At 71.9% G+C, this 22,818-nt stretch carries 17 protein-coding genes; 13 read left to right on the forward strand and 4 right to left on the reverse strand.

What is annotated here, in order from left to right:
- Positions 1–15 precede the first annotated feature (15 nt).
- The 5 genes from ACQPZP_RS10630 to ACQPZP_RS10650 all read left to right on the forward strand — a co-directional run bounded on the left by ACQPZP_RS10630 (position 16) and on the right by ACQPZP_RS10650 (position 4,124).
- Positions 16–729: a TenA family transcriptional regulator gene (locus tag ACQPZP_RS10630; protein ID WP_433477463.1), complete on the forward strand. Its 714-nt coding sequence runs from the start codon at positions 16–18 to the stop codon at positions 727–729.
- 67 nt (positions 730–796) lie between these two features.
- On the forward strand, positions 797–1,141 hold the full coding sequence (locus tag ACQPZP_RS10635) for a Rieske (2Fe-2S) protein (RefSeq protein WP_433477464.1): 345 nt from the start codon (positions 797–799) through the stop codon (positions 1,139–1,141).
- A complete protein-coding gene (locus tag ACQPZP_RS10640; protein WP_433477465.1) occupies positions 1,138–2,358 on the forward strand; it encodes an NAD(P)/FAD-dependent oxidoreductase in 1,221 nt (406 codons plus the stop codon). The genes ACQPZP_RS10635 and ACQPZP_RS10640 overlap by 4 nt, the downstream gene beginning before the upstream one ends.
- A 76-nt stretch (positions 2,359–2,434) precedes the next feature.
- A complete protein-coding gene (locus ACQPZP_RS10645; protein WP_433467575.1) occupies positions 2,435–2,797 on the forward strand; it encodes a Rieske (2Fe-2S) protein in 363 nt (120 codons plus the stop codon).
- Complete coding sequence (locus tag ACQPZP_RS10650; RefSeq protein ID WP_433477466.1) at positions 2,784–4,124, forward strand: MFS transporter; 1,341 nt, start codon at positions 2,784–2,786, stop codon at positions 4,122–4,124. Before ACQPZP_RS10645 ends, ACQPZP_RS10650 begins: the two co-directional genes overlap by 14 nt.
- A gap of 7 nt (positions 4,125–4,131) precedes the next feature.
- On the opposite strand, the gene ACQPZP_RS10655 is transcribed toward ACQPZP_RS10650, so the two are convergent.
- On the reverse strand, positions 4,132–5,883 hold the full coding sequence (locus ACQPZP_RS10655) for a PucR family transcriptional regulator (protein ID WP_433477467.1): 1,752 nt from the start codon (positions 5,881–5,883) through the stop codon (positions 4,132–4,134).
- Between the two features lie 198 nt (positions 5,884–6,081).
- On the opposite strand from ACQPZP_RS10655, the gene ACQPZP_RS10660 reads away from it, so the two are divergent.
- Positions 6,082–6,522: a GlcG/HbpS family heme-binding protein gene (locus ACQPZP_RS10660; protein WP_433477468.1), complete on the forward strand. Its 441-nt coding sequence runs from the start codon at positions 6,082–6,084 to the stop codon at positions 6,520–6,522.
- Between the two features lie 71 nt (positions 6,523–6,593).
- Here ACQPZP_RS10660 and ACQPZP_RS10665 read toward each other — a convergent pair whose 3' ends face one another.
- Together ACQPZP_RS10665 and ACQPZP_RS10670 are read right to left on the reverse strand one after the other, a co-directional pair.
- Complete coding sequence (locus ACQPZP_RS10665) at positions 6,594–7,967, reverse strand: amidase (RefSeq protein WP_433477469.1); 1,374 nt, start codon at positions 7,965–7,967, stop codon at positions 6,594–6,596.
- A complete protein-coding gene (locus tag ACQPZP_RS10670) occupies positions 7,964–9,472 on the reverse strand; it encodes a hypothetical protein (RefSeq protein WP_433477470.1) in 1,509 nt (502 codons plus the stop codon). The genes ACQPZP_RS10665 and ACQPZP_RS10670 overlap by 4 nt, the downstream gene beginning before the upstream one ends.
- Positions 9,473–9,746: 274 nt before the next feature.
- Between ACQPZP_RS10670 and ACQPZP_RS10675 the strand changes: the two genes are divergently transcribed.
- From ACQPZP_RS10675 to ACQPZP_RS10690, 4 genes are all read left to right on the forward strand, one after another.
- Positions 9,747–12,971: an ATP-dependent helicase gene (locus ACQPZP_RS10675; protein WP_433477471.1), complete on the forward strand. Its 3,225-nt coding sequence runs from the start codon at positions 9,747–9,749 to the stop codon at positions 12,969–12,971.
- 122 nt (positions 12,972–13,093) lie between these two features.
- On the forward strand, positions 13,094–16,585 hold the full coding sequence (locus ACQPZP_RS10680) for an ATP-dependent helicase (protein ID WP_433477472.1): 3,492 nt from the start codon (positions 13,094–13,096) through the stop codon (positions 16,583–16,585).
- Between the two features lie 64 nt (positions 16,586–16,649).
- A complete protein-coding gene (locus ACQPZP_RS10685) occupies positions 16,650–17,429 on the forward strand; it encodes a class I SAM-dependent methyltransferase (protein ID WP_433477473.1) in 780 nt (259 codons plus the stop codon).
- 70 nt (positions 17,430–17,499) lie between these two features.
- Positions 17,500–17,808 (forward strand): hypothetical protein, encoded by a 309-nt coding sequence (locus ACQPZP_RS10690; protein WP_433477474.1) that lies wholly within the window; start codon positions 17,500–17,502, stop codon positions 17,806–17,808.
- Between the two features lie 56 nt (positions 17,809–17,864).
- Here the strand turns inward: ACQPZP_RS10690 and ACQPZP_RS10695 are convergent, their stop codons facing one another.
- Entirely contained in the window at positions 17,865–19,358 is a 1,494-nt protein-coding gene (locus ACQPZP_RS10695) for an AMP-binding protein (protein ID WP_433477475.1), read from the reverse strand.
- Positions 19,359–20,274: 916 nt separating this feature from the next.
- Between ACQPZP_RS10695 and ACQPZP_RS10700 the strand changes: the two genes are divergently transcribed.
- The 3 genes from ACQPZP_RS10700 to ACQPZP_RS10710 all read left to right on the forward strand — a co-directional run bounded on the left by ACQPZP_RS10700 (position 20,275) and on the right by ACQPZP_RS10710 (position 22,521).
- Positions 20,275–21,675, forward strand: coding sequence for a DUF222 domain-containing protein (locus ACQPZP_RS10700; protein WP_433477476.1), 1,401 nt, complete (start codon positions 20,275–20,277; stop codon positions 21,673–21,675).
- A gap of 328 nt (positions 21,676–22,003) precedes the next feature.
- Complete coding sequence (locus tag ACQPZP_RS10705) at positions 22,004–22,147, forward strand: hypothetical protein (RefSeq protein ID WP_433477477.1); 144 nt, start codon at positions 22,004–22,006, stop codon at positions 22,145–22,147.
- 38 nt (positions 22,148–22,185) lie between these two features.
- Entirely contained in the window at positions 22,186–22,521 is a 336-nt protein-coding gene (locus tag ACQPZP_RS10710; protein WP_433477478.1) for a hypothetical protein, read from the forward strand.
- The last annotated feature ends 297 nt before the right edge of the window (positions 22,522–22,818 follow it).

A 22,818-nucleotide genomic window follows, 5' to 3' on the forward strand; every position in this document is an offset into this window, starting at 1 on the left:
GAAGGGAACAAGGAAATGGCAGAGCTGCTGTCCAAGGACGCGTTCCGCGCCGAGCTGCAGAACGCGATCAAGGGCCGCGAGGCCAAGAACGCCTCGTTCAGCAAGGCGTGGGCCGACGGCGAGCTGAAGCGGGAGCATTTCGCCCGCTGGGCGGAGAACCACTACCACTACGTGGGGCCGTTCGCCGACTACCTCGCCTACGTCTACGCCAACACGCCCGACGAGTTCACCGGCGCCAAGGACTTCACCCTCCAGAACATGTACGAGGAGGAGCTGGCCGACATCCGGCACACCGACCTGCTCATCCGGTTCGCCGAGGCGTGCGGCACCACCCGGGAGCGCGTCGAGGACCCGTCCAACATGAACGCCATCACCCGCGGCCTCCAGGCGTGGTGCTACGCGGTCGCGATGCGCGAGCACTTCGTGGTCGCCACCGCAGCCCTCGTGGTCGGGCTGGAGTCGCAGGTCCCGAGCATCTACAAGAAGCAGATCGTGCCGCTGCGCGAGGTGTACGGGTTCACCGAGGACGAGATCGAGTTCTTCGACCTGCACATCACCTCGGACGTGGTGCACGGGGAGCGCGGCTACCAGATCGTCCTCGACCACGCCGACACGCCGGAGCTGCAGGAGCGCTGCCTGCGGTTGTGCCGGTGGGGCGCGGAGATGCGGTTCTCGTACACGCAGGGCCTCTACGACACCTACGTGAAGCCCGACCTCGTCGGCGCCTGATCCGATTCCGGCCCGGCGGCGGGGCGGCCCCGTCCCGCCGCCGGCCCCCTACGCAGGGAGTACGACCGTGGACCAGCAGACGGGCGAGTGGGTGCGGGCCGCCACGCTCGCGGAGCTGCGCAGACGCCGGCGCCTCGCCGTCACCGTCGAGGGACGGCGGATAGCGCTCTTCCTGGTCGGCGACGACGTCTACGCGCTGGACGACGTATGCGTTCACAAGCAGCGGTCGCTGTCCAGGGGCGTCGTCCTGAACGGGCGGGTGATCTGCCCCGGGCACCAGTGGGTGTTCGACCCGGCCACCGGTGAGGCGGAGGACCAGGACGAATGCCAGCCGACGCACGCGGTGCGCGTGGACGGCGACGTCGTCTACGTGGACCCGCAGCCCCGAGTCCTGATGGAGGAGCAGCCATGATCGAGTCTGTTGTGGTGGCCGGGGCGGGGCAGACCGCCGCCGTCGCCGCCCGCACGCTGCGCCGCCGCGGCTTCGACGGCCGCGTCACGCTCGTCGGCGCCGAGCACGACGCCCCCTACCAGCGCCCGCCGCTGTCGAAGGAGTACCTGGCGGGGGAGCAGGACCGCGACGAGCTGTGCCTGCTCACGCCGGAGTGGTGCGAGGCCAACGACGTGGAGCTGCGGCTCGGTGTCGCGGCCGCCGCGATCCGTCCCGCCGAGCGGTCCCTGGAGCTGGCGGACGGGACGCGCCTGCGCGGCGACGCCGTCCTCATCGCGACCGGTGGACGCCCCCGCCGGCTGCCCGGCGTCGAGGGCGACCGCGTCCGCCACCTGCGGACCGTCGCCGACGCCGACCGGCTCCGCGCCGAACTGCGGCCGGGTGCGCGCGTCGTGGTGATCGGCGCCGGGTTCATCGGCTGCGAGGTCGCCTCCACCGCCCTCGACCGCGGCGCCCATGTCACGATCGTGGAGCAGGCCGGGCGCCCGCTCGGGCACGTCCTCGGCGACCTGATGGGCGACGTGATGGCGGCGCTGCTCCGCACGAACGGCGTCGACCTGCGCACCGGGGAGAAGGTCGAGCGGTACGAGGAGACGGCGTCCGGCGCGATCGTCACCACCAGCGGCGGGACGTCCCTGGAGGCGGACGTGGTGGTGGTCGGGGCCGGAATGGTGCCGAACGTCGAGCCCGTCACCGGCGCCGGGATCGAGACGGCGGGCGGCATCCCCGTCGACGCGTACTGCCGGACGGGCGTCGACGGCGTCTACGCGGCCGGCGACGTCGCCTGCCAGTGGCGGCCGAGCCTGGGCCGCCATGTCCGCGCCGAGCATTTCGACAACGCCAACTCGCAGGGCATGGCGGCGGCCAAGAACATCCTCGGCGGGAAGGCGGCGCACGACGGGCCGCCGTGGTTCTGGTCCGACCAGTTCGGTCACGGCCTCCAGCACGCGGGCCACGCCGACGGCACGGACCGGCTCGTCGTCCGGGGCCGGGTGGAGGACTTCGACTTCATCGCGTTCTACCTGGCCGGAGGCGTGCTGCGGGCCGCGTTCACCGTCGACCGGGGCGGCGACCTCGCGATCGCCCGGCAGCTGATCGCCTGCGACGCCGTCCTGGATCCCGACGTCCTGCGCGACGAGGACGCCGACCTGACCGACCTGTTCGACACGCTCGGCTGACCCTGACCGATCGATCCAGCCGCCCTGACCGACCGTTCGGCGCAGGGAGCCGACATCCGACATCGTGGAGCTACCGATGGAATACCAGCACGTGGCCCGTTCCGGGCAGGTGCCCGAGGGCGTCGTCCGCCGCTTCTTCGTGGGCGAGGCGGAGGTCGCCGTCGCCCGCTGGGACGGCGAGGTGCACGCCATGTCGAACTACTGCACCCACCTGGACTGCCTGCTGTCGTCCGGCCGGGTGACCGAGGACGGGCTGCTGTGCTCCTGCCACGGCAGCGTGTTCGACTTCGCGTCCGGCGAGCCGATCACGCCGCCGGCCACCAAGCCGATCAAGGTGTACCCGGTGAAGGAGGAGGACGGGCGGATCCTCGTGCACGTCCCCCCGGAGGACGCCGCGAACGGCGGTCCCCGACGGCGGCGGCCCGTTGGCCGAGCCTGACCCGGGGCGCGGATCGTGGGCGGCGCTCGTGCCGCTGCTGCTCGGCACGTTCACCGGGACCGTCGCCAACACGATCGTCAACGTCCCGCTGACCCTGATCCTGCGCGACCTCGGCGCGTCGATCTCGTCCGGAACCCTGGTCGTCATCGGGTTCACCCTGCCCTTCGCGGTGCTGCTGCCGGTGTCGGGGTGGCTCGGCGACCGGTGCGGCGCGCGGCGGGTGTTCGTCGCCGCGATGCTGGTGCTGGGACTCGCCTCGGCGGGCGCCGGGCTCGCCGGCGACCTCGCCGTGCTCGTCGGCATGCGCGCGGTGCAGGGCGTCGCGACGGCGGCGATGCTGCCCGCCGTCATGGCGCTGATCGCCTCGCGGTTCGGCGGCGCGCGGCGCGGCCGGGCGCTCGGGCTGTGGGCGGCGGCGAACGGCGTCGGGCAGGCCGCCGGGCCGGCGCTCGGCGGCGGCCTCGCCACCTGGTTCGGCTGGCACGCGGTGTTCTGGCCGGTCGTGCCGCTGTGCCTCGCCGCCGCCGCGCTGGCCGTCCGGCTCGTCCCGGCCGGGCGACCGCGGCGCGTGCCGCTGGACTGGCGCGGCGCGGCCCTGCTGACGCTCGCCGCCGGGCTCGGTCTCGGCGCGACCTCCTCCGCCGCGACCCTGGGCGCCGCCTCGCCGTTCGTCTGGAGCGGCGCACTCGCCGGTGTGCTCGCCGCCGCGGCCTACGTCGCGTCCTCGCGCGGACGCCCGGACGCGTTCCTCCCGCCGCGCCTGCTGCTTGAGGCCCGCTACCTGCGCTCATGCCTGAGCGTCCTGGCGCAGATGTTCTGCCTGGGCGCGACGCTCCTGGCGGTCCCGGTCTATCTGACCACGCAGCGGCACACCGGCACCCTGTACGCGGGGGCGGTCCTGCTGAGCCTGCCCGTCGCCATGTCGCTGCTGGGGCCGGTCACGGGCGTCCTGATGGAGCGCCTGTCGCCGCGTGCCGTGCTGCGCGGCGGGCTCGTCGTCCTCATCGCCGGGCAGGTGCTGGTCGCCGCCGTCCTCGCCGTGTCCGGGACCGTCCCGTGGCTGCTCGCCGCCCTCGCCCTGACCGGCGCGGGGGTCGCGTTCGTCCAGACGCCCGCCGCGACCGGCGCCACCCGCTCGGACGCGGGACGCCGCGGCGCCGGCCTCGGCCTGTTCAACCTGCTGCGCTTCGGCGGGTCCGCCCTCGGTGCCGCCTGGGTCGGCGCCGTCCTCGACCAGGCGCCCGCCTTCGGGCTGATGTTCGCCGTCTGCGCCGCGACCGCCGCGCTGGGGCTCCTGGCGTCCTTCGCGGGCCCCGATCCCGTGTAGCTCCGCCTCAGCGCGGGGCGGCGGCGGGCGGGGCCACCTCCTCGTCGAGGGTGCCGGTGACGGTCGTCAGGGTGTCGATGTGGTGCGCGAGCCAGAACGTGAACTGGGCGTCGGCCGAGCGGATGTCCATGCGCAGGGCGCGGGACGCCCGGTCGAGCTTGTAGAGCATCGTGTTGCGGTGCATGCCGAGTTCGCGGGCCGCCGCGTTCAGGTTCCCGGACGTCCTGATGTAGGCGAGCACGATCCGCTCCAGGTCGCCGCCGTTGGCGCGGCGCAGCGGGCCGAGGGTCTCGCGGGCGAACGACTTGGCCTCGGCGTTGCGCGCCACGTCCTTCAGCGCGGCGAAGACCCTCAGGTCGTCATAGCCGCAGACCGGGTCGGCGGCGGTGTGCCAGGCGAGGCCCATCGTCAGCCGCGCCTCGTGGTAGCCGGCCGCGACCCCGGCGGCGCCCTGCCCCGGACGGCCGTGCGTGACGCGCAGGTCGTCGCCCAGCTGCGGGCGCAGCGCGCGGTGCAGCCGCTCGGCGAACCGGGCGGCGTCCGCCCGCTGCCGGATCGGGTCCTGCTCCGCGCCGACCCGCTGGATCACCACGATCGTCGAGCTGATCGCGGCGGTCAGCGCGCAGCCGCCGGGTTCGAGGTTCTGCGCGGTGCGGGTCGCCGACACCGTCCGGCGCAGGTAGTCGCGGCCGACGGGCAGCAGCGACGCCGCCGCCACCACGTGCACGGCGAAGTGCCCGTCCACCTCGAACCCGTGGTGGCGGGCCCGCGCGCCCAGCTCGTGCGAGTCGGCGAACCTCCCGTGGACGAGCGCCTCCACGAAGTCGCCGCGGGCGCGTTCCTCCGCCGCCCGCACCGACCGCTGCCGCAGCATCTCCGACCCGATCAGCGTCGCGCCGTGCTCGGCGACCACGCGGTGCTGCGCCAGGTCGTGCGGGTCCGGCGGGCAGACCGGCTCGACCATCACCATCCGCCCGAACACCTGGCCGCCCACCAGGACGGGCGTGACGAGCGCGTGCACGGGCCGGTCGTCCGGGGCGAGGCGCAGCCGCACCTCCGCCGCGTGCGCGTTCGCGTCCGTGAACTCGGGATGGTCGTCGGGGGCGTCCTCGGGGAGGGCCGCGAGGATCGCGTCGGGGTCGGCGGGCTCGGCGCCCGGCGCCTCCTCCCAGGCGAGGCGCTCGCCGTCCGCGTCGCAGATGAGGACGCCGCACCGGGACAGCCCGACGACCGCGCGGGCCATGGCGGGCACGCCCGGGCCGCGCGCGAGGACCTCCGCGAGCGTCCGGTGCACCCGCGACCCGTACTCCAGGATGTGCGCGGACTGGGCCAGCGCCTTCTGCCCGATGAGCCGGCTCACGGTCCGGTAGTCGGCCTCCCCGGGCAGGGCGAGCAGCGGGATCCCGGCGGAGTCCGCGGCGCGGGCCGCCGCGTCGAGGTCGGAGTCGGCTCCCGGCGGGGTCCAGGCCAGCAGCGCGGCGGCGTCCCGGCGGGCGAGGTCGGCGACCACGGCGGCCGCCTCGTCCGGCGCGGCCAGCGCGGTCACGGGCAGGTGGACGGCGACCCCGGTCAGGTCGGGTTCGCGGGTGGCCTCGTCGGTGTAGCGGCGGGTCTCCGACAGCGGGAGGCACCAGCCGACGCCGCGTTCGAGCCCGGCGCGGCCCGCGCGGAGGGTGCCGCGCAGCAGCGGCTCGGCCAGCAGTGTGCCGACCGGCAGATGCCCGTCGGCGGTCGTCGCGGTCGCAGGGTGATGTGCCATGTGCCCACATCCCGTCCGGTTCGTTCGGCAGAGTGTACATAGCCTCGATGCGCGCGGGCCTTCGAGACTGACGGGAGTGGAAGGAGTACGTGGCGGACGGCGCGAGAGGAAGACCGTCCCCCACATCCTGCTTTACCGTTCGAAATCCGGCAATACCCCTTTTCGGTTGGAGGGGTGGTGCCCGACTGGAGGCCCTCCGTGCACACCGTTCACCGGCTCACCCTGGAAGACGCCCTGATCATGCTCACCGCGGCCGAGGAGGAGGCGCGCCGGATCGGCGTCAAGCAGACGATCTGCATCGCCGACGACGGTGCCCACCCGATCGCGGTGCACCGGATGACGGGCGCCCGCCTCACCGGCGTCGAGATCGCCATCGCCAAGGCCTTCACGGCGGCCGGCCACCAGCGCGACACCCACAAGTTCAACGAGCCGCCGAACGGGCCGGCGCTGCCCGGCAACGAGGCGTTCGGCATCGACCAGATGCATCCCGGCAAGTTCGCGATCTTCGTCGGCGGCTTCCCGATCGTCCACGAGGGCGAGGTCGTCGGCGCCGTCGGCGTCAGCGGCGGCAACGGCGACCAGGACAAGGCCGTGGGCGCCGCCGCCCTCCGCGCCTTCAAGGAAAAGGTGGCTGTGTAGCCCAGGGGGCGACCCCCTGGAACCCCCGTCACGAGCCCGGCTGAGGTTCGGGCCCGCCCGGAACGCCCTGGTCAGGTGGGCCAGGGGTGGAGGTGTTCGTAGGCTGCTGCGGCGGCGAGGACGCGGGCGTCCTCGTGGCGGCGGGCGACGATCTGGAGGCCGGTGGGGGCGCCGCCCGCGTGGCCCGCCGGGACGGAGACCGCCGGGTGGCCCGACAGGTTGAACGGGAACGTGACCGCCAGGGCGCCCCAGTGGTCGACGGGGCGGCCCGCGATCTCGGCCGGCATCGGGCCCTCCGCCGGGAAGGCCGGCGCCTGCGTCGCCGGGGTCAGCAGCAGATCGAAGCGCCCGAAGCCCTCGGCCAGCGCGGCCACCAGGCGGGCGCGGGCCTCGTGCGCGTCGACCAGCGCGTCGGCGTCCAGGGCCCGCGCCGCGTCGCCGTAGCGGCGGACCGTGGGGTGGACGGAGTCCAGGCGGTCCTCTGGAGCGTTCCGGAGCTCGGCGTGGACGTCCGGGACCGAGAGCGTCCGGAACGCGGCCCCGCACGATTCCAGGCTGAGATCGGCGGGCACCTGGCGCGCCCCGGTTCCGGCGATGAACGCCTTCGCCGCGTCCTCCACGACGGCGGCGACCTCCGGATCGCAGGGCGCGTAACCGAGGTCGGGCGACCAGGCGACCCGCAGGCCGCGCAGGTCGATCGTGGTCAAGGACCTCTCGAAGGGCTCGGCGGGGGCGGGCAGGGACGCGCGGTCGTACTCGTCCGTCCCGCAGACGCAGTCCAGGAAGCGCGCCGTGTCCCGGACCGTGCGGGTGAGGACGCCGTAGTGGTCGTTCTCGGCCGTGCCACGGTGCCGGGGCCCGCGCGGCACCCGCCCGTACGTGCCCTTGAACCCGACCAGCCCGCAGTAGGACGCGGGGATGCGCAGCGACCCGGCGCCGTCCGTGCCCGTGCCGAGCGGGACCATCCCGGCCGCGACCGCCGCCGCCGACCCGCCGCTCGACCCGCCGGGCGTCAGCTCCGGCGCGTGCGGGTTGCGGGTCACGCCGTGCAGGACGGACGCGGTGAACGACGCCCGCCCGAACTCCGGCGACGCGGTGAGCCCGACCGGGATCGCACCGGCCTCCATCGCCCGCGCCACCATCGTGGACGTGTGGTCCGCGACCCGTCCGGCGTGGACGACGCTGCCCATCGCATGCGGCCACCCGGTCACCGCGTGCAGCTCCTTCACCGCGAGCGGCACCCCCGCCAGCGGCCCCGGATCCTCGCCCCGCACCACCATCGCGTCGATCACGCGGGCGCGGGCCAGCGCGCCCTCGGCGTCGACGTGGACGAACGCGCCCAGCTCGCCGTCCAGCCGCGCGATCCGTTCCAGGGCCTCCGTCACCGCCTCGCGGGCGGAGCACCGCCCGGCCCTGACCTGCTCCGCCAGCCGGACCGCGGTCACAGCGCCACCGCCGCGACCGCCGTCGCCACCACCAGACCCGTCACGACCGGCAGGAACAGCCGCCTGGCCAGGTCGATGACGGAGACACCGGTGAGTCCAGCCACCACGATCAGCGAGGACCAGATGACGAGCGTTCCGCCGCCGGTCCAGCTCGCGCCGTTCTGCGCGATGGCGGCGAGCGTCGCCGGGTCCGCGCCCGCCGAGTGGCCGAGCTCCCCGGCGAGCGAGCCGGTGAACGGCAGCCCCGGCCAGCCGTTGCCGTCCAGCCCGATCACCATCCCGACCAGCAGCATCGCGAAGGCGGCGAACACCGGGACGTGCGGGATGTGCGGCTGGATGTGCGCGATCGCGTCCAGCAGGAACGCCGGGCCTTGAGCGCCGTCCGGCAGCCCGAGGATCTCCCCCGAGTAGTCGGACAGCCCGACGTAGACGAACCCGGCGATCGGGATGACGACCCCCATCGTCCGGAACGCGAACGCGATGCCCTCGGTGAAGTGGTCGGCGCAGTCCTGCAGCCAGGTCCGCCGGTTCGCGACGACGCTGATGAGGACGAGCGCCAGCGCCGCAGTCCCGCCGACCAGGGGCGCGCCCGCGCCGTCGTCGATGCCGGGGACGAGGGAGGTGAACCGCCCGAGCAGCATCACCGCGAGCAGCGCGACGAACGCCAGCGGGACCGCGAAGGCGACGAACCGGGCCCGCCCCGAGGGGGCCTCCTCGCCGTCCCCGCCCTGGCCGGTCGCCGTCAGGGTCGCGGTGCCGCCGCCCGTTCCCTCGCCGCCCACCGCCCGGGTGCCGCCGTCCCCGGTCGCCGCGTGCGCCGCGCCCTCGCCGATCGCCGCCAGATCGAGGGTGGCGGCCTCCGCCGCCGCGGGGTCGAGGATCTTGCCGCGGACGTCGCGCAGGTAGCAGAAGGCCAGCGCGACCACGCCGGCGATCAGCGAGATGACGAGCGCGCGGTCGGCGATCGCTCCGGCGGGCGCCTTCGCGCCCTGCGCGGACAGGCCGGACGCCACGCCCATGACGTAGTCCGAGCTGAGCGCCATGCCCTGCCCGGTGATGGCGATCGCGATGGCGGCGGCCAGCGGCGGCAGCCCCACCCGGACGGCGGCGGGCAGCAGGATCGCCGCGATCAGCGGCAGCACCGGCGTCGGCCAGAACGACATCGACAGCAGGTAGGTGACGACGGCGAGCACCAGGTAGGCGACGTGCCCGTTGCGGACGAACCGCTGCAGGGGCCGCACCATCATCAGGTCGGAGCCGAGCGTGCGCATCGCGCCGAGCATCGCCGTCACGATCGCGATGATGACGAAGATGGGCAGCAGCTCCTTCGCCGCGGTGATGCCGGCGTTGAACACGGCGCCGAGACCGGTCGTGACGCTGCCGCTGTAGACGAGCGCGGTGACGAACGTCCCGGCGATGGCGAGTCCGACGACGTTCTTCCGCGCGACCACGGTCGCGATGAGGGCGGCGAGGCCGAGGAGATAGATCCAGTGGGCAGGGGACAACGGGTTACCTCCCACCTCTGGGACGCGGCGCGTCCGCGTCCGTCCACGAGGGTCGTCGTAATGTGCACGATCACTCCTGCCAGGAGCAATGACGAAACCGCACACGGCGGGGGCCGCGGTTTGTGCAGGCTGTCGCCGCGCCGGACGGCCCGGGCCCGCGCGGGGTGTGGGCGATCGTCCCCCTGCGGAGACGGGCCGGCGGTGGTTTTTCCCTTCCGCGACATGCGTGCGTTGTGGTCAGAACAGCCCCGGTGATCTGTTCCAATGAACTGTTGTGCCGTCTGCTTCCTACCGTCTCGTGCGCCGCGCGGGTCCCGCGCGGGCCGTCCCGCCTGTGCTCGACGAGCGGCAGCGCCGGGTCGTCGAGCATGCCGGCGGGCCGCTGCTGGTCCTGGCCGGGCCGGGCACCGGGAAGACGACCACGATCGTGGAGGCGGTCGTCGACCGCATCGAGAACCGGGGCGTCGACCCCGAGCGCGTGCTCGTCCTGACGTTCAGCCGCAAGGCCGCGGGGGAACTGCGGGAGCGCATCACCGGCCGCCTGCACCGGACGACGCGGACACCGCTCGCCCTCACCTTCCACAGCTACGCGTACGCGCTGATCCGGCGCGATGCCGTGCTGAACGAAGAGCCGGCTCCGCGGCTGTTGTCCGGGCCGGAGCAGCTGCTGGAGGTCCGGCGGCTGCTTGAGGGCGAGCTTGCGGACGGTGCGCGTGACTGGCCGGAGCGGCTCCGGGCCGCTCTGGCGACGCGTGGCTTCGCCGAAGAGCTGCGTGACTTCACCTTGCGCGCGATCGAGCGGCAGTACGTCGCGGAAGATCTCGTCGCCCTGGGACGCATGCGCGGACGCGACGACTGGCCCGCCATCGGCGCGTTCATGGACCGCTACGTGGACCGGTTCCTCCTCGACCCCGTGCCCACGTACGACTACGGCGAGCTGATTCACATGGCCGCGGGGATGCTCGCGGACGAGGAGGTGCGGATCCGGGAACGGGACGCCTACGACATCGTCTTCGTGGACGAGTACCAGGACACCGACCCCGCGCAGGAGGCCCTCCTGCACCACCTGGCCGGGGAGGGACGCGACCTGGTCGTGGTCGGCGACCCTGACCAGTCCATCTACGGGTTCCGGGGCGCCGACGTGCGCGGCATCCAGGAGTTCCCCGGCCGCTTCCTGACTCTGGACGGCGATCCGGCGCCCGTGGTGGCGCTGCGGACGTGCCGGCGGATGGGGCCGGAGATCCTCACGGCGTCGCGGCGGATCGCCCGGCGGCTGCCCGCCGGGTCGGCCGGTGCCGCCGAGCACCGCGCGCTGAACCCGGTGGAGGAGCCGGAGGACGGCGAAGTGCGCGCTGCGTCTTCCAGGGGGGGCGCCCCCCCTGGACCCCCCGATGAAGTGCGTGCGGTGATCGCCGACTCCGAAAGCCAGGAGTCGGCACTGGTCGCCGACGAACTGCGTCGCGCCCATCTGCTCGACGGCGTCCCCTGGTCGCGTATGGCGGTTCTGGTGCGAAGTGCCGTGCGCCAAGTCCCGGTGCTGCGTCGAGCTCTCGCGCAGGCCGGTGTGCCGGTCGTCGTCGCCGGCGACGAGGTTCCGTTGGTTGCGGAGCCGGCCGTCCGTCCTTTCCTTGTTCTGCTGCGGGCGGCACTGAAGAAGGGCTTCCTGGACGAGGTCGTGGCGGAAGACCTGCTGACAGGGCCGCTGGGCGGTGCCGATGCGTTGGCCATGCGCCGGCTCAAGCGCGCCTTGCGTGACCTGGAGGAGCTGTCGGGTGGGCAGCGTCCGCTGGGGGAGCTTCTGGTCGCGGCCGTGGACGACGCTCGCGAGCTTGTCCTCGTCCACGAGAAGGTCCGCGCACCCGCCGAACGGATCGCGCACCTGCTCGAAGTGGCGCGCCGCAGTGTCCACGACGGCGGCACCGCCGAGGACGTGCTGTGGGCCGTCTGGCAGGAGAGCGGCCAGGCCGACGTCCTGCTTGAGCAGAGCGTCAAGGGCGGGACGCGCGGCGCGGCGGCCGACCGCGACCTCGACGCCGTCGTGGCGCTGTTCGACCATGCCGCGCGGTTCGTCGACCGGCTCCCCCAGGCGGGGCCCGAACTGTTCGTCGACAACATCGCGTCCCAGGAGATCGCCGGCGACACGCTCGCCGAGCAGGCGCCGGAAGGCGAGGCGGTCAGGATCCTCACCGCGCACCGCTCCAAGGGCCTGGAGTGGGACGTCGTCGTGGTCGCCGGCGTCCAGGAGGGCGTCTGGCCCGATGTGCGGCTGCGCGGGTCCCTGCTCGGCGTCGAGGAGATGATCGAGCACGCGGCCGGCGCCGAGCCGGAAGGGGACGCCGCGGCCGGCGCCTCGATGGCCGCCAAGATGCTCGACGAGGAACGGCGCCTCTTCTACGTCGCGGTCACGCGCGCCCGCAAGCGCCTCATCGTGACGGCCGTCGGCGGCGACGACACGGAGGAACGGCCGTCCCGGTTCCTGAACGAGCTGCTCCCCGGTGCGATCGAACAGTCGCAGCTGGACGAGAAGACCCGGTGGCTCTCGCTCTCCGCGCTCGTCGCCGACCTGCGCTCCGCGGTCGCGGACCCGTCCCGTCCGGAACCGCTGCGGCGCGCGGCCGCCGGGCACCTGGCGCGCCTGGCGCGCGCGGGCGTACGCGGGGCGAAGCCGGAGAACTGGTACGCCATCACCGCGCTGTCCGACACCGGACCGGCCTTCGCCGACGACGAGCCCATCACGATCTCTCCGTCCCAGGTCGAGGCGTTCACCACCTGCGGGCTGCGCTGGCTGCTCGCGTCGGCGGTCGGCGCGCAGGAGGGCGGGCCCAACGAGTACAGCACCATGGGCAAGGTCGTCCACGCGGTCGCCGAGATGGCCGGCGCCGACGACGGCATCGACGAGGTCCACGTCGCCGAACGGCTGGACGAGATCTGGAACGACCTGGAGTTCCGCAGCTCCTGGTACTCGGAGAAGCAGCGCGAGCAGGCCACGACGATGGTCGACAAGTTCCTCGCGTGGCACCGCGACAACCCCAACGAGGTCGTCGCGCTGGAAGAGTCGTTCAAGGTCGACCTCGGCCGCGTCGTCATCAAGGGCCGCATCGACCGCGCCGAACGCGACGAGCAGGGCCGCGCGGTCATCATCGACATCAAGACGTCGTCCACCGCCGTCCCGAAGGACGACCTGGCCCGCCACCCGCAGCTCGGCGTCTACCAGTACGCGGTGATGCTCGGCGCGTTCGAGCGGCACGGGCTGATCGAGCCGGGCGGGGCCAAGCTCGTCCAGGTCGGCAAGGCCGCGTTCACTGCGAAGGCGCGCGAACAGGAGCAGCCGCCGCCCGCCGACGACGAGGACCCCGACTGGCCCAAGAAACTCGTCGAGATCGTCGCGACGGGCATGGCCGGTGATGTGTTCCAGGCGCGGGCGAACGACAAGTGTCGCACCTGTCCCGTACGCTCCTGCTGCCCTGTGCACGACGAGGGCGGACAGGTGGGGGACTAGAGCGGCGCGGTAGGGGACCGGTACGGCGAGGTAGGGACCAGGGCGGTGCTGCCGTACGCTCTTGCTGCCCCGTCCATGACGGCGCGGGCAGGTTGGTGACCGGCTAGCTCGGGGGGAGTGGGGTGATCACGCCGGGAGAGCTGGCCCGGCTGCTGGAGATCCCGGAGCCGACGGACGAACAGGCCCGGGTGATCGAGGCGCCGATGGCGCCCATGGCGGTGATCGCCGGTGCCGGGTCAGGGAAGAGCGAGACGATGGCCGCACGGGTCGTGTGGCTGGTCGCGAACGGCTTCGTCCGGCCGGAGCGCGTCCTCGGGCTGACGTTCACCCGCAAGGCCGCGGCCGAACTCGGCGTGCGCGTGCGGAAACGGCTCGACAAGCTCCGCGAGGTCCTGCCCGGGGACGAGCTGGAGCGGCTCGGCGGCGAAGCGCTGTTCGACGGCGAGCCGATGGTGTCCACCTACCATTCGTACGCGGCACGGCTTTTCGGTGACCACGCCTTGCGCGAGGCCCTCGAACCCACGATGCGGCTGGTCTCACCGGCCGTCGCCTGGCAGATCTGCTCGCGGGTGGTCGACACCTACAACGGCCCCATGGACCGCATCGACTGGCAGCCCGACACCGTCACCAAGGCCGTCATGGAATTGGCCGGAGACCTGGCGGAGCACCTGCGGACCGCCGAGGACGTCCGCAAGGTCGGGACATGGCTGGACGAGCGGCTCGCCGCGGTGAAGAAGCCGCTCAAGGCGCAGCGCGACATCCTCGCCAAGCACGCCGTCCGCGAACAGCTCATGCCGCTCATCGACGCGTACGGGCGCGCCAAGGCCGACCGTGAGGTCATCGACCACGGTGACCAGATGGCCCTGGCCGCACGCATCGCCTACAAGCATCCCGAGGTCGGGATGATCGAGCGGTCGCGGTTCTCCGTCGTCCTCCTGGACGAGTACCAGGACACCAGCCAGGCGCAGCTCGTCCTGCTGCGCTCCCTGTTCGCGGACGGGCACCCCGTCACGGCGGTCGGCGACCCGTGCCAGTCGATCTACGGGTGGCGTGGCGCGAGCGCCGGGAACCTGCTGCGGTTCGCCTACGACTTCCCCACGCAGCCGGGGGTCGCCGGCGGGCGCCCGGTGCCCGCGCCGGTCGTCCAGCTGAGCCGGTCGTTCCGGAACGGCGAGCAGATCCTGGAGGCGGCGGCCAGGATCCAGGAGGAGTTGCGGGCCGAGACCAAAGCCGTGCCCCGCCTCATTCCGGGCACCGGACGGGAGGGCCGCGGACGCGTCGAATGCGCGCTCCTCCCCACCGTCGAGGACGAGGCCGACCGCATCGCCGCCCGCATCGCGTCGCTCATGTCCGCCGACCCCGAGACCTCCCCGGACGGCGCGCCACAGGCCGAGCCGCTCCAGTACTCCGACGTCGCCGTCCTCGCACGGAAACGGTCGCAGTTCCCGCTGATCCGGCGGGCCCTGGAGGCCCGCGGCATCCCGGTCGAGGTGGTCGGGCTCGGCGGGCTCCTCACCGTCCCCGAGGTCCAGGACGTGGTCGCCACACTGCGCGTCATGCACGACCCGACCGCCGGGGCGTCCCTAGCCCGGCTGCTCACCGGCCCCCGCTGGCGCCTCGGCCCCCGCGACCTCGTAGCCCTCGGCCGCCGAGCCCGCACCCTGGCCCACGAGACAACCCGCGACGTCACCCCCCCAGAGCCAGCACGAGGTATCGCCTCTCCGGAGGTGGCGCACGGTGCGGCTTCGCCGGAGGCGGCACGGGATGTCGCCTCGGCGGAGGCCGTGCGGGGGGTCGCCTCGGCGGGGGCCGTGGGGAGTGTCGCCTCAAGGGAGGCCGTGTCCGGCGCGGAGCCTCCCGGGGAGGGCTCGGGGGCTGCTGTCGATCCGCTTCGGGCGCTCGTCAGTGAGCTGAACCAGGAGACCGGCAGCCTCGTCGACGCGCTCGACGACCTCGGCGCGTCCGAGGCGTACTCGCCCGAGGGATACGGACGGCTGCGGCGTCTGCGCGACGAGCTGCGCATGCTGCGGAGCCAGGTCGGCCTGCCGCTGCCCGACCTCGTCAACGAGGCGGAACGCGCGCTCGGCCTCGACATCGAGGTCGCCGCGCGGTCCGGTCTCGACCCGGTCACCGCCCGCGCCGACCTCGACGCCTTCATCGACGCCGCCGCGACGTTCGCCGGCGACGCCGAAGACCCGACGCTCGGCGCGTTCCTCGCCTACCTCAAGGCGGCCGAGACCGAGGAGTTCGGGCTGGAGGCGGGGCGGGTCGGGGAGACCGACAGCGTCAAGCTCCTGACCGTCCACGCGTCCAAGGGGCTGGAATGGCCGGTCGTCGTCGTCCCAGGCCTGTCGTACGTCCCGCAGAAGAACGGCGCCCCCGCCAAAGGGTCGATCTTCCCGTCGCCGCCGCAGAACGCGACCCGCTGGACGGCGAACCCGCGCGTCCTGCCGTTCATGCTGCGCGGCGACCGCGCCGACCTGCCCGCGCTGAACGGGCTGGAGAAGGACGACCTCGCAGCGTTCGACCAGGCGTGCTCCGAGCGCGACCTCCGGGAGGAGCGGCGGCTCGCTTACGTGGCGGTCACGCGGGCGTCCAGCCTGCTCATCACGACCGGCTACTGGTGGGGTGCGTCGGGACGCCCGCTCGGGCCGTCCCCGTTCCTGGAAGAGGTACGGGCGGTCTGCGTCGCCGGGGCAGGGTCCGTCGCGATGTGGGCCGCCCCTCCGGAGGAGGGCGCCGAGAACCCGCTGCTCGCCGACCCCGACGAGGCGCACTGGCCCGCCACGCCCGGAGAACGCGGCCATTCGGACATCTCGGCCCGAGAACGGTACGAGGCGGTCGTCGACGCCGCCCGCATGGTCGAGGACGAGATGGCCGGGCGGACACGGCACTGGGCGGGGGACGCCGGGCTGTCCGACGCCGACCGGGGCCGCATGACCGCGTGGGCGCGCGACGTCGAACTGCTGCTCGCCGAACGCGACCGGGGACGCGGCGGCGACGGGCTGCTCGTCGAACTGCCCGCCCACCTGTCGGTGTCGTCGCTGGTGTCGCTCGCGCGCGACCCGGCCGCGCTGGCCCGGCAGATCCGCCGGCCCATGCCGCGTCCGCCCGCCCCGTACGCGCGGCGCGGCACGGCCTTTCACGCCTGGCTGGAGAGCCGCTGGGGGCAGCAGCGCCTCCTCGACCCGGACGAACTGCCCGGCGCCGCCGACGAGGGCGCCGCCGATGACTCCTACCTCGCGCGGCTGCGCGACCGCTTCGAGGAGTCGGAATGGGCGGCGCGGGAACCGCTCGACATCGAGGTTCCGTTCGAGACCATCATCGGCGACCGGCTGATCAGGGGCCGGATGGACGCCGTGTTCCGGTCGCCGGGCGGCGGATACGAGGTCGTCGACTGGAAGACCGGCTCCCCGCCGTCCGGGGAAGAGGCGCGCTTCGTATCGGTGCAACTCGCCGCATATCGGCTCGCATGGGCCGAACTGACCGGAGTGGACGTCTCACAGGTCAGCGCCGCATTCCACTATGTCAGCGCCAATATCACCGTCCGGCCCGCTGATCTCCTGGACGCGACCGGCCTCGCCGCCCTCCTGGAGAACGTCCCGGCCGCCTAGTCACTGCCTCTGTTCACCGTGCGTGGTTTCGGGGATGATCCGGGCAACCATCCGAGGAGGCGACGTGACGGTGACCCATGACGAGAAGGTCGTACGGGAGTTCTCCAAGCAGGCGGCCGGGTTCGCCGACCCAAGGCTGAACGCCCCGTTCACCCGCCACGTGGACCGGCTCGTCCGGTTCATGGACCCGGAACTCGACCTGGAGGACGTCGTGCTGGAGGTCGCCGCCGGCACCGGCATCGTGTCCCGCGCGATCGCCCGCCGCGTCCGGCACGTCACGGCACTCGACCTCACGCCCGCGATGCTCGCCGAAGGCAAGCGGAGCGCCGACCACGCCGGCCTCACGAACGTCACCTTCGCGCATGGGGACGCCACCGCCATGCCCTACCTCGACCGGTCGTTCACGCTGGTCGTCACGCGCTTCTCGCTGCACCAGGTCGCCGACCCGGAGGCCGTCGTGAAGGAGATGGTCCGGGTCAGCCGGCCCGGCGCCGCCCTGATCATCGCCGATCTCGTCCGTCCGGCGGGCCTGGACGGAGACCTCGACCGCATCGAGCGGCTCCGCGACCCCTCGCACGGGACCGCGCTCACCGAGTCGCGGATCGCGGAACTCGTCACCTCGGCGGGGGCGGAGGTCAAGCGCGCCGAGCGTTTCGACTACAGCCGCCCGCTGGACCCGTGGCTGGACTTCTCGCACACCCCGGCGGACGTCGCCGCCCAGGTCAGGCGGGAGCTGGAGGACGAGCTGGCGGGCGGGCCGGTCACCGGCATGCGTCCGAGCATGCGCGACGGCGTGCTTCACTTCACGCATTCGTACCTTTTCCAACAGGCGATCGCCGGCTAGGTTCCAGATTCTGGTTGCGTTTCGAGCAAACGTTCGACGTGGGTCGCTCGCATGTTCTAGGTTGTCGAACATGGGTTCTAGCAACGTGCGCTCCCTCGATCGCGAGCCTGCCGCGCTGGCGATGCGCATCGGCGTCGTCGCGGCCGAGGCCGCCCTCGCCACCTTCGCCCGCAACCTCGACCTGGACGACCTCGCGGACGGCGTCGACTTCCAGGGCGCCATCGGCCCCGCCGAATGGCCGGTGTTCTCCCTGGTGATCGACACCCTCGCCGAGGCCGGGCCGGGCGACCGGCGGACGCTGGACGAGCGCCGGGCCGACGCGCTCAACGACCTCGCCCGCATCTGCATGGCCGCCAAGAACAGGGCCGGCGCGGCCTGACCCCGTGACCGGGCACGCCCGGGACCTCGCGGCCTTGGGCCCGGGCGTTCCCTTCGTCAGCGGCCGAGGGCGCGCGTCTTGATCTTGCCGGTGCTGGTGCGGGGGAGCTCCCGGACGAACCGGATGTCCCGCGGGACCTTGTACCGGGCCAGGCGCTCCTTCACGTACGCCTTGAGATCGTCTTCGGTGACCGTCGCGCCCTCGTTCCTGACCACGTGGGCGGCGAGCCGCTGGCCGAACCGCTCGTCGTCCACCCCGGTCACCGACACCTCGGCCACGTCCGGGTGGCCGCCGAGCAGGTTCTCGACCTCGCCGGGGAACACGTTCTCCCCGCCCGAGACGATCATGTCGTCGGCGCGGCCGTCGATGAACAGCCGTCCCGCCTCGTCGAAATGGCCGAGGTCGCCGGTGCCCGTGAGGCCGTCCCGCACCCGCTTGCCGCCGCCACCGGTGTAGCCGGCGAACCGCAGTCCGCCGCCGGTGTAGATCTCACCGGTCTCGCCCGGCGGCAGTTCCCGCCCGTCCTCGCCGAGGATCTTGATCGTGAGCCGGAAGGACGGCTTCCCGACCGTGCCGGGCGCGTCCCGCAGATCCTGCGGCGTCGCTATCGTCGCCCACCCGGTCTCGGTCGCGCCGTACACGTTGATGAGCACGTCGCCGAACGCGTCCATGAATGCATCGGAGAGGTGCGGATGCAGCGCCGAGCCGCCGCACACGACGACGCGGAGGGACGGTGTTCGCGGCGCGTCCTCCACGTCCAGGATGCGCTGCAACATGACGGGCACCGCGACCAGCGTCTCCGCCTTGCAGTCCGCGATCGTCTCCAATGTCCGCCGGGCGTCGAAACGGCGGGACAGGACGAGTGGCATGCCCATTCCGAGCCCGACCGTCGTGTAGGCGAACCCGAGCATGTGGAAAAGCGGCGGCGCGATGACGATCGGTGCCCCGGAACGGACCGGGACGCGCATCAGATGACTGAGCGCCGCTGGGAGGAGCGACGAGACCGACAGGTCGTGGCGAGCGCCCTTCGGGGTGCCGGTCGTTCCCGACGTCATCACGATGACGTTGCTCGTGCGGTCGGGCTTTGCCGGTTCGGGGTCGGTCTGGGCGATCAGGATGTCGATCGTCTCGGGGCCGGTGTTCTCGGTGTTCTCGCGGTTGTCTGTGTTCTTGCGGTTGTCCGTGCTTTCTGCCCAGGCGATCAGGCGGGTTCCGGTGAATTTCGAAGCGTCGACTGTTTGGTCGAATTCCTCGTCGTGGACGAGTAGTTCGATGCCTTCACGCTGGACGACCTGTCCCAGTTGGGTTGCGGAGAAGTCGGTGTTCAGCAACACGACGTCATTGCCCAGGCGGGACGCGGCCAGAAGTGTCTCAACAAAGCCCCGGTGGTTCCGGCACAGAACTCCGACTCTGCTGTTGCCTCGCGTGTCGGCGAGGCGGGTTCTCAGGGCCGTGGCCAGCGCCGCTGCTCGTTGTTCGAGCTCCGCGTAGGACAGCGCGCCGCGTTCGTCGATCAGCGCCGTCCGGTCGGGGAATCGCAGCGCGGACATCGCGCTTATCGTTGCTGGGACCGGGCCGAACCGCGCATAGGGGAGCGCAAGCCGCGCCGCTCGATCGGGGCGGACGGGGCGCATGACCCCGGCGTCCCGCACGGCACGGGTCGCCCTGATTCCAAGACTCGCGACGGAACGCACCCGGTCAAGCAACTGCACGCGTCTCCTGTTCGGGGTATTGGGCTTCGCGTGGACGAGTCTGGCATACCCGGCTTCGTGCGAGATATTTGCCGGTGTGCGGTGTCGTTTGCGCTCAGGGCGTCGTTTGTGCTCAGGGCCGCCGTCGGCTTGGGACTGGCGCGCTCCTTTCCGGTGCGTGCGTGGCTGGGGCCTCTTTTTCTATTGGTTTTAGTGTGGTTGCTGTAGATGGACGGCTGAGGTGGCCTTCCGAAGGCGGCTGCGCTCATTTGCGTTGTTGTCGGTTGCTGGCACGTTGGTTGCGGTGGTCGGTTAGTGATGGGTGATTTTGTTTCGGTTTGGTGCGTGGTTGCTGCAGGTGCCGCGCTGTGCGCGGCAAAAAGGCGGCGGCAAGGAGGGTGAGGGCACGGGTTGTTGGTGATGGCGCGCGCGAAGCGCGCGCTGGCCGCCGTGCCCCGTGCCGCCCTTCACCCCAGACACAAAACCCCTGCCTACGACCGCAACCAACGTGACGGCAACCGGCTGGACGGCGATACATGCGCGGTGGGCTGCAGTGGTCACCTCAGCCGTCCACCTGCAGCAACCACACCTACTCCGATAAAGCCGTCCCCAGCCATGCGCCGACCGGTGGACGATCAGGAACCGCAACCGGTTACAGTTTTTGGAATTGCAGGAAAAAAGATGTGACGATAATGTGGCTTGTCCGGATTGCTGTGTCGTCATTGTCTATGCATTGCCTTATAATTATGGAAGGTTGAAGTTGGGGTGAACCTGCGTGTCGGTGTCGGCCGAAAACGTTGATCGTCAGCGTGAATGGGAGGACCGGGCGTGGTTCCCGCCTGGTCCTCAATTGGCGATCTGTCTTTCCGGTGGTAAGGAACGCCTCACCGACCTCACGGACGACGAACTTCTTCAGGTGGCTGCCGCTGCGCGCCGCCAGACGTCCTGGGCCCAGGCCCGCGAACTGGCCGCAATCGCCGAGCTTCACCAGCGTCGCACCCGCGCCGAAGCCGAAGCCGACGGCGACCCCGACTACCGCATGCTGTCCGCGCAGGAGGCGGTCACCGAAGAGGTCAGCGCGGCCCTGAGCGTCACCGGCAACACTGCCGCCACCCTCGTTCACCTTGCCGAGCGCCTCGTCGGTCCACTGGCCGCCACCGGCGCCGCACTTGAAGCCGGACGAATCGACCTGTCCAAGGCCCGCGCTATCAGCGACGCCACCGAGACCCTCCCCGACGAGGCCACCGAGAAGGTCGAAGCCGCCGCCCTGGAGAAGGCGTCCACCCAGACCACCGGGCAACTCCGCCGCCGGATCAAACGGCTGGCGGAGCGGCTCGCGCCCGAGGCGGTCGAGGAACGCAAGCGTGAAGCGGTGCGGCAGCGGCGGCTGGAGATATGGGACACCCCGTCCGGCACCACCGATCTGGCCCTGTGCGACCTGGCCGCCGAGGACGCCCACGCGATCTTCAACAAGATCACTGCTGCCGCGCAGGGCCTCAAGCATGACGGCGATCCCCGGCCCCTGAACCTCATCCGCGCCGACCTGGCCACCCAACTCCTGCACGGCACCGAACTCCCCGCCGCCCTACGCGCCCTCGGGCCTGACATTGAAGGACGCCTTGACGCGGTCGAGTCGGCTTCTAGCTCATTGAGCTCTTCCAGCTCTTTGAACATCGTTGACGCCGCCGAACAGGGTGGGCGTCCCGTGGCGGGCGATGGTGTGTTCGTGTCGGAGTTGGTCGACGGGATCGAGCGGCGGCTTGCGCATGTGCGTGACCGTGTTCAGCCTGGGCGACTGCCCATCGCCGTTCGACGGGCCGCGCAGCGTATCCACCACGAGCTCACCGAAGCTCGTGACGCCGCCTGCCGAGGGCGCGATGAACGGCACGGGCGGCCCGGTTACCGACCGACCGCCGCACTGCGCCTGGAAATAGAAGCTCGGCACGCCACCTGTGTGTTTCCCACCTGCAACCAGCCGGTCCATCGATGTGACATCGACCACACCATTCCCTGGCGGCCCGGCACTACCTGCCGATGCAATCTCGCTCCACTCTGCAGACGGCATCACAGGTTGAAGCAGACACCGGGCTGGAAACTCCATCAGGTCTGGCCCGGAATCCTTCTCTGGATCACACCATCCGGCGCCTGGTACATCGCCCGCCCCGACCGGCGCTGATCGCCTGCGGCGTTCATCCTGTTCGCCGCCTTGTACCGTTTCGGGCGGCTGGGATGATCATCCGCCGCCGCCTCGTGGGCGAGCAGGAGATCAAGGCGCCCGCCGCCGACCAAGGGTGCCTTCAACTAGCAGTTTTTCCCCGAGCACGACTACGAGCCGCTCAAAGAACGCTTCTCCGCGCGCCTCCGAGATGGGGCGGCTCGTACTCCAGTGGTAAGTCGCGATCTTCAGCGTCTTCGGGTCTGTTGTCGCTGGTGGTGGCATGTGAGGGCGTTGGCTTGATGGCATCGGCGCCAGCGTGACCAGTGGCGGGAGCGCTGATCACGCGGTGGCCGTCATCACGACTCACCGCTGGAGCACTGAAGGGCCGCCTGGCGAGGGAGCTGCGATGGTGCAGATGGGGATGCGCGACGATCCCGAGCGCGTGCGACAGGTGGCCGAGGTGCTGCTGCTGGCCGCGACGCCGTATTGACGCTTGCCGATCATGGGAGAGCGCCGACGGTAGACCGCATGAATACACAACGCAAAGACCCCGAACACCTGCCTGTGGACATCCGTCTCACCGCGATCGGGCCGGCGTCGTCCGACCTGGCCCGGTGGGCGCCCAGGTTCCGCCTGAAGGTGACCGAGTGCGAATACGAACTGTCGCCTCCGCCGCCGGGCGCTGCAGGCGATGGCAGGCCGTGCACGATCATCGAGGGGGACGGAGTTCCCTACGAGATCAAGGCCCTCATCGAGAACGAGTGGCGGGAGGTCGAGCGTGGCCTGATGGTCGGCAGCTCGCTGCAGATCCGGCAAGGCGGCAAGATCATCTGCAACGTCATCTGGACCGCCCTCCAGGAGTAGCCCGGGGGCACCAATCATGTGTCCCCGAGACGGGCACGAACGGTCGGCGGCGCGGGGTCTCCCGCGCCGCCGAACTCTTGGCCGAGCAGAAAGGGAACGGCCTCGGTGTCGCCGTGGCGACTGGTGCTGCTCGTGTCCGGTGGCTCGATCGCGGCAACCCGAAGACGCTGAAGATCGCGACTTACCGCTGGAGTGCTAGGGCCTGTCCTGTAGATCGTGCTTTGGCCGTGCCCAGCCCTGTTCCACTGACCGGCGGCATGAGCCTGGGTCATCGCCTGCGCTGACGAACAAGGCGGT

This window comes from Spirillospora sp. CA-142024, from assembly GCF_050942325.1.
Taxonomy (GTDB): Bacteria; Actinomycetota; Actinomycetes; order Streptosporangiales; family Streptosporangiaceae; genus Spirillospora.